Annotated in this window: 5 protein-coding genes and 3 pseudogenes; 4 read left to right on the top strand and 4 right to left on the bottom strand. The window is 33.5% G+C overall.

Translation table 11 applies throughout. The features are described 5' to 3' along the window. Nucleotides 1–764 precede the first annotated feature (764 nt). From E4T71_RS07815 to E4T71_RS07805, 3 genes are all read left to right on the top strand, one after another. Nucleotides 765–1,505, top strand: a complete 741-nt coding sequence (locus E4T71_RS07815) for a response regulator transcription factor (RefSeq protein ID WP_135038711.1) — start codon at nucleotides 765–767, stop codon at nucleotides 1,503–1,505. 1 nt (nucleotide 1,506) lies between these two features. Continuing rightward, nucleotides 1,507–2,820 (top strand): GHKL domain-containing protein, encoded by a 1,314-nt coding sequence (locus E4T71_RS07810; RefSeq protein WP_228062385.1) that lies wholly within the window; start codon nucleotides 1,507–1,509, stop codon nucleotides 2,818–2,820. A gap of 108 nt (nucleotides 2,821–2,928) precedes the next feature. Next, nucleotides 2,929–3,078, top strand: coding sequence for a helix-turn-helix domain-containing protein (locus tag E4T71_RS07805; RefSeq protein ID WP_135038707.1), 150 nt, complete (start codon nucleotides 2,929–2,931; stop codon nucleotides 3,076–3,078). A 72-nt stretch (nucleotides 3,079–3,150) separates the two neighbouring features. On the opposite strand, the pseudogene E4T71_RS07800 reads toward E4T71_RS07805, so the two are convergent. Continuing rightward, nucleotides 3,151–3,663 (bottom strand): annotated as a pseudogene (locus tag E4T71_RS07800) (transposase); the annotation flags it as partial. Nucleotides 3,664–3,696: 33 nt separating this feature from the next. Here E4T71_RS07800 and E4T71_RS07795 point away from each other — a divergent pair. Beyond that, nucleotides 3,697–3,810: pseudogene (locus E4T71_RS07795) on the top strand (IS3 family transposase); the annotation flags it as partial. Nucleotides 3,811–3,865: 55 nt separating this feature from the next. Here the strand turns inward: E4T71_RS07795 and E4T71_RS09895 are convergent. The 3 genes and pseudogenes from E4T71_RS09895 to E4T71_RS07785 all read right to left on the bottom strand — a co-directional run. Next, entirely contained in the window at nucleotides 3,866–4,018 is a 153-nt protein-coding gene (locus tag E4T71_RS09895) for a hypothetical protein (RefSeq protein WP_167758500.1), read from the bottom strand. 24 nt (nucleotides 4,019–4,042) lie between these two features. Continuing rightward, nucleotides 4,043–6,193, bottom strand: a complete 2,151-nt coding sequence (locus E4T71_RS07790; protein WP_135038705.1) for a peptide cleavage/export ABC transporter — start codon at nucleotides 6,191–6,193, stop codon at nucleotides 4,043–4,045. 382 nt (nucleotides 6,194–6,575) lie between these two features. Then, nucleotides 6,576–6,729 (bottom strand): annotated as a pseudogene (locus E4T71_RS07785) (IS5/IS1182 family transposase); the annotation flags it as partial.

Raw genomic sequence — 6,729 nt, 5'->3', positions numbered from 1 at the left:
ACATTTTTAAAAATATATAGTTACACCAAGGGCGGAGTCTGCCTTTTTTAGGGTTATAAGGTACTGAATACATTTTTATCCCTAGAACAATTTGGTGAATAATAAAAATCATCAGAAATTCCAGTTGGTTATTGGTTGTTTCTGATGATTTTTTAGGCATTTACACAGATTCTTCTGAGGTATGAATAATTTGGGTAAAAAGATATACCTACCAGTAATCTTATTCAATGCATATATAAATTATATTTATTACAACAATTTACGTTTAGTTATAAATTTAATGATATTGCAAATTGTTTTTCTCTTCTGTATCAACTATCTAACAAAAAAGTTCAGTTCTCATATTCCTATTGAACAGTCTAATTATCGTGATTCTGTAAAAAAATTGATTATTGTATCAATTTCGCTTTTTTCATTATCAATTCTTGCCAATCAAGGAATATACACTCTGAATTTAATTATTACAGGATTTATAGCACAAAATATTGCAGTAAGCAATGGTTACCGGTTAGCAGTATAATCTATATTTCTACTTTGCACTCTATTAGGTGTAATGAAGAGAATTAGATAAGAAGATTGCCCACTACATTTGTAATTTATGAGAAGTTTAAGAGAGAAAGTTCTCTAGCAAATAAGGATGGTCAACCCCCTGGATTTATCTCAATCCAGGGGGTTTTAGATGTAAGAAGGTTAATTGTGTAAAGGTTTGGATTATGATATTATTAGACCAAAGAAAAAACTGTGATTATAGGTGGTCTTACTATATGAATATTTTTGTCTTAGAAGATGATTACGAGCAACAAGGGCGGATGGAAAATCTCCTTTATCAATTACAGGAAAAACATGATTTACCAGTTAAGCGGCTAGAAGTATATTCTAAAACGGATTTGCTTCTACAAGCTATTCAGGAAAGAGGAAGTCACCAGCTTTTTTTCTTAGATATCGAAATCAAAGGAGATCCTTTAAAAGGAATGGATGTTGCGAATAGAATTCGTCAACAGGATTCACAAGCGTTGATTGTTTTTGTAACAACGCATTCGAAGTTTATGCCCTTGACGTTTCGGTATCAGATATCTGCCTTGGATTATATTGATAAGTTCTTAGATAAGGAAGATTTTGAAGCGCGTGTTGAAGCTGCAGTACTTTATGCTCAGAAACAGAATCGGAAAACTATCGCAGATACTGCTTTTAATTTTAAGTCTAAGTATCAACAATTCCAAATTCCCTTCGAAGATGTCTATTTTTTGGAAACATCTCCAATTTCTCATCATGTCGTTCTCTACACAAAAACGGAGCGAATCGAGTTTTTCACTAGCATGAATGAAGTATTGAAACAGGAACCTCGACTATATAAATGCCATCGTTCCTATGCTCTCAATCCGAAGAATGTAGTAAAAATAGATAAAACGGAAAGGATAGCTTATTTTCCTAATAAATTGACTTGTTTTATTGCAAGAACGAAGATGAAAGGGATTCTAGCTAAAGTGGAGGGAGAGATTGAATAGCATGCAGTTCGTTATCTCAATTTTATTGTCTAATATTTTAATCCCGCTTTTCTTTTTTAAAATAAATGATTTAGAATATTCAAATAAGTCTTTCTTGCATGCGTTTTTGTTACGTATTGTCCTTTCAGTTTGTTTAACAGTATTAGAGAGTATTTTCCGATTGAACTTTTTATCATATATTTTAGAGCCAATTTATGGATTATCATTGTCCTACTATTTTATTAGAACTCAATCGAATAATCTTTGTATTTTTTATGGCCTCTTTCCAGTTACTCTTCATAATGTTATTTTTAGGAGCTTTACATTTTTTGTTCTTCCATTTTTGGGACAAGCTGAAGGTTATGTTTCAAACGATTTTACATATTTTATTCTAGAGGTAGCAACATTTACAATTACAATATTATTTTTTGGTTTTTTGGATTACAATTTTAATCATTTTAAGGAAAAAAATATTGATAAAGAAGATTTCAGACTCATATTATTTTTTAATTTAATTATGACTATTTATTTTATAATTATGCAATACTTAACTTTTTTACAGTATGAAGAGAACATAAGGTCAATTGAATATCGGGAGTTATTATTGGTTTCATATCTGTTCATATTTTTGGGTATGACAAAAAAATTAGATAGCCATTTGAACACTAAACTCCAGACGGAATTGCTTTTTCAACAGAATGTACATCAGAAAAATTTAGAAAACTACAGCCTTCATATGGAGGAGCTGTATCGTGAAGTTAAAGGATTCAGACATGATTACACAAATCTTTTGACTACCCTAAAAATGGGGATAGAGGCTGGAGATCTTGCTCAAATTGAGAGGGTCTATCATTCGGTTTTAAAGGATACTGAAAATCGTGTGCGAGATTCTCATTTTGATTTTGGGCGATTGGTCAATATTCAGGAGCCTGCTCTTAAAAGTCTGCTCGCTGCAAAATTTTCCGAAGCTAGAGATAAAGGATTGGAGATGCATTTAGAATTTCCAGAACCAATTCAACCTAAGGGCATCAAGTTAGTAGATTTAATCTCAATTATTTCGATATTGGTTGATAATGCCATTGATGAGTCCACATCAGATATTTCAATAGCCTTTTTTGAAAAGGGGAATAGTCAAGTTTTGATTGTTGAAAATTCCATTAAAGAAGAAGAGAAAGATTTGAAATCAATTTTTGATTTTGGCTATTCGACAAAAGGTGAAGCTAGAGGTATCGGATTATACAATTTGTCAAGAACAGTTGGTCAATTATCTAATGTATTTTTGAAAACCAGTAGTAATAATTATATTTTTAGACAAATAGTAGAAATACATAAGTAGGAAATAGGAAGACTAGGAATCAAAATAGCTCCTAGTCTTTGATATACTCCCTTTACAGTGGATAGTGAAAAAATAAAAGTCCACTAAAATTGGAAGGGGAGTTTTAGTATGTCAAAAAGAAGTCGGACGTCTGTTGAAGAAAAGCTTGAAGCTGTCATGTATTATCACAATGAGCATAAGTCAACTAGCTGGTTAGCTAAAAAATACCAGGTTACTGATTCTACAATTAAGGATTGGATTCGTAAATATAATCAGTAAGCGCCCAATAACAGAGTATATTGAAAAAACTCCAAGATTATAAGCAGATTGCTTTTAATCTTGGAGTTTTCTTTATCTACAATTCTCTTGGATTTTTGGAGCCCATGGTAAATAAGCCTCTAGAACCTCTTTTTTTACGAGAGTCTCCTCGTTTGGTAAATGCTCTAGAAGATAAGCTATATATTTTTCACTATCAAGTTGATGGACTTTGGCTGTCTCAAGCAGAGTCATGATAATAGCACTTGACTCTGCTCCCTCTAAACTTTGGGAGAATAGCCAATTCTTACGTCCCATAACCAAGGATTTAATAGCCCTCTCAGCCAGATTATTAGAGAGAACTAGACGTCCATCTTCCAATACAGTTTTGAATGTGGACTCATAATCCAAACTGTATTTAAGAGCACGGCCTAACTTAGACTCTGGTAGGACATACTGCTCCCGACACCAATCAAAGAATTCTTCCATCAGGGGACGGAGCTCTTCTTGTTGTTTTTGATGTCTGATTTCTGGGTCTAGCTCCTCCCACTGTCTTTCTAAAAGAAACATCCTATCGCAATAGTTACTTCCCTTTTTTGCTAGTGAAGAGGAGCTTGCATTCTTGGTAGTCTAACTGAAAGAGAAGAGTTAGTAGTTGATATTGATAGCTACATTCATTTTTACAATCAAAAACGCTTTCAAGAGCGTAATAACGGCCTTGCCCCTCTTGAAATGAAGAACAAGGCCGTTACTTAATTTTTTGTTATTTCACTGTCCACTTGACAGGGAGCAGCTCACTTCTTGTTTGTGTTTATTTTTTGGGGTTAGGGAAAAATGTTTTCCTATAGTCAACGGTCATTATTTTTTCTAAAAAACTATATAAAGAGCTACCTCCGTTAATTTTACAAAGTTCAGTTTGAGGTATTTCTTTGAAACAATATTTTGGGGATGATTGCTTGTTCATGATTTATCTCCTTTATTCTAACTACTATTCCTGAAATAAGCTTTTATAGTAGCCTCTTTGATCTAATAGTGAGTTATGACTACCAGTTTCAACAATTTTACCATTCTCTAGCACAACAATTTTTGGTGTTCTCTCAGAAACTGTGAGTCGATGAGCTACGAAAATGATCGTTTTATCTTGTAACGATAAAAGATTATCCAGAACTTTTTTCTCCGTTAAGATATCAAGTCCATTTGTTGCTTCATCGAGAATGAGTACAGGAGCCTTGGTTAATAATGCTCTGGCAATCGCAATTCTTTGTTTTTGGCCTCCGGATAATCCACTGTGATCGGTTAATTCTGTTTGATAAGCCATTGGCATTTTCAAAATATCCTGATGGATTTCGGCCAATTTACAAGCGTCAATGATCTCTGTTTCATCTACATTTATTTCGATACCTGAAAGTAAATTATCCAAAATAGTCCCATTAAATAGAAAAGCTTGCTGTGGCACATAGTGAATATGCTGGCGTAGAATTTTCTTATCTATTTGATTTAACGGATGGTCGTTAATATAGATATTACCGTTATAAGGGGGAAAAAAGCCAACTAACATTTTTGCTAGTGTTGTTTTTCCAGAACCGCTAACTCCAACTAAGCTTATCTTATCTCCATTTTGGATTTCTAAATGAACATCGGTTAAGGTATCAGCACCAAAACCATATCTGAAAGATAAGTTTTCAATTTTGATGTTTCCATTGAGTGAATCAGGGATACAAGATGGAGATGACGTGAATTCAGGCTTTACTTGATAGACTTCGTTCAAGCGATTATTGGCTACTTGAGCTGTTTGTAGCTTTGTTTGTAACCGAATGACATTCTCTAAAGGTGACGTAAAGTACCCTAATAAAGTATTAAAAGTAATGAGTTGACCTATGGTAATTTTGGAATCAATCACAAGTTGAGCTCCTACCCAAAGAATGAGGACACTGAATAACAATTGTGTTCCTTGTTTTAAAACATCTTGAGTTATAGAGAGTTTACTCAATCGTAATGATTTACTTAGATAGGATTCAAAATCATTCTCAATTTTTTTGAGTCGCCCCTCTTCATTGGTTAATGCTTTTATCGTTTCAATGCCTGTTAAACTCTCGATAATACTTGAACTGACATCAGAGTTGCTTTGCATCACTTCTAAATTCATTTTTTCAAAGGGCTTTACAAAGAAAATAATGATGATGGTATAAATTGGGATAGCAAGCATGGAAATGAGAAACAGTTGCAGATTTTGATAAATAAGAGCCCCACCAATTAAGAATAACATTGCAACATCTAAAAATAGGGACATAACCGAGGAGGCTAATGCATCAATGATTGAGTTTGCATCTGTAAATCGAGAAATAATGTCACCTGACTGTCTTGTTTCAAAAAAGGACATTGGGAGCTTTAAAACATGCCGAATGTAATTTAGAATGATATCTCTACTTAGTTTTTGATTTAGGTGGGTCAGTAGGTATTCCCGTGAAAAAAGGAATATTTGTTGTAATAAGTAGGACAGTGAGAGCCCGATTGTGACAATACTAAGTGTTGAGATATTTTGTTGCGGAATAAGTTGATCTAGTATGAGTTGTAGGTAGTAAGAGCTACCAATGTTAATCATGGTTACTAGAATACTGGTTAAAACAGCCCCGAACACTATTCTTTTTTGTTTATAGATAAGAGGGAGTAATTGCTGTAGTCCCTTTTTTTCATCCTTGTGAGGCTGATAGTTTGTGCCTGGTTTTAAGAAGATAGAGACTCCAGTCCATTCTTTTGCAAACTCGGACGTTGATTTTTGGGTAATCTTGACAGTCGGATCTGGATCACCGATTATAATGTCTCCGTTACTAATCCCATAAACCACATAGTAATGAAGAAGGGTCTCATTTTTTACGACATGAGCTATGAAAGGATAGGGGATATCTTCTAAATCGAACAAACTCATATCTGCTTTTACAGCTTGTGTCTCGAAACCTATGGTTTCTGCAGCAGTAACAATGCCGAGTGCTGTAGTTCCATCTTTATTTGTTTTAGCTAGATCTCTTAGATGGGCGATAGAGTAGTCGGAACCATAGAATTTTGCAATTGATGCTAAAACAGCAACTCCGCAATCTCTAGCATCTATTTGAGCTACAAAAGTTTTGTGAAATTGTTTCAAGCAAATCACTCCCTTAAATTATGGCTAATCTTTTAATTTATCATAGGTATAAGATAACATAAAAAGCGTTCGTTTTAGAATAATTTCCTAAACGGTAGCTCAAACTTCCTGAACGGTCATTTTTGAACCTAAAAAAGAGTTTTGAGTAGAAAAATGGTTGATTTTTAACTGTTCAGGAAATGGGGAAAGTTTAATTTTGAAAAATGATATAGTTATGGTGTCAAGTTACAATAGGACAAAAAATTCTAGCTACGAGGTGGGTTCTATAGATAAATATATTTATAAGATTAAAAATGGAGGTAATATACTAAAATGAAACAAAATCCGTACATTTATGATAGAATATCTTTATGGCTTATTCAATAGACTTCCTGCGAAACGTTTATAGCCTTTCAAAATTGATAATACTAGCAATCAAGTTCATTCTTAAACCAAATCGTTTCTTACGATTGCGGTAAGTTGTTGAAAAGATGTTAAACACTTTGAACTTTGCAAAAATATTCTCAACCTTAATTCTCCGTGAAGATAAGTCTCGA

This window comes from Streptococcus sp. WM07, from assembly GCF_004570525.1.
Taxonomy (GTDB): domain Bacteria; phylum Bacillota; class Bacilli; order Lactobacillales; family Streptococcaceae; genus Streptococcus.
Note: the sequence above shows the minus strand (reverse complement) of the source record. Positions and strands in the feature narration are given on the sequence as shown.

Bases quoted from the DNA above. Each gene is read 5' to 3' on its own strand.
- E4T71_RS09895 (WP_167758500.1), bottom strand. From the start codon at position 4,018: ATGAACAAGCAATCATCCCCAAAATATTGTTTCAAAGAAATACCTCAA.
- E4T71_RS07810 (WP_228062385.1), top strand. From the start codon at position 1,507: ATGCAGTTCGTTATCTCAATTTTATTGTCTAATATTTTAATCCCGCTT.
- E4T71_RS07805 (WP_135038707.1), top strand. From the start codon at position 2,929: ATGTCAAAAAGAAGTCGGACGTCTGTTGAAGAAAAGCTTGAAGCTGTC.
- E4T71_RS07815 (WP_135038711.1), top strand. From the start codon at position 765: ATGAATATTTTTGTCTTAGAAGATGATTACGAGCAACAAGGGCGGATG.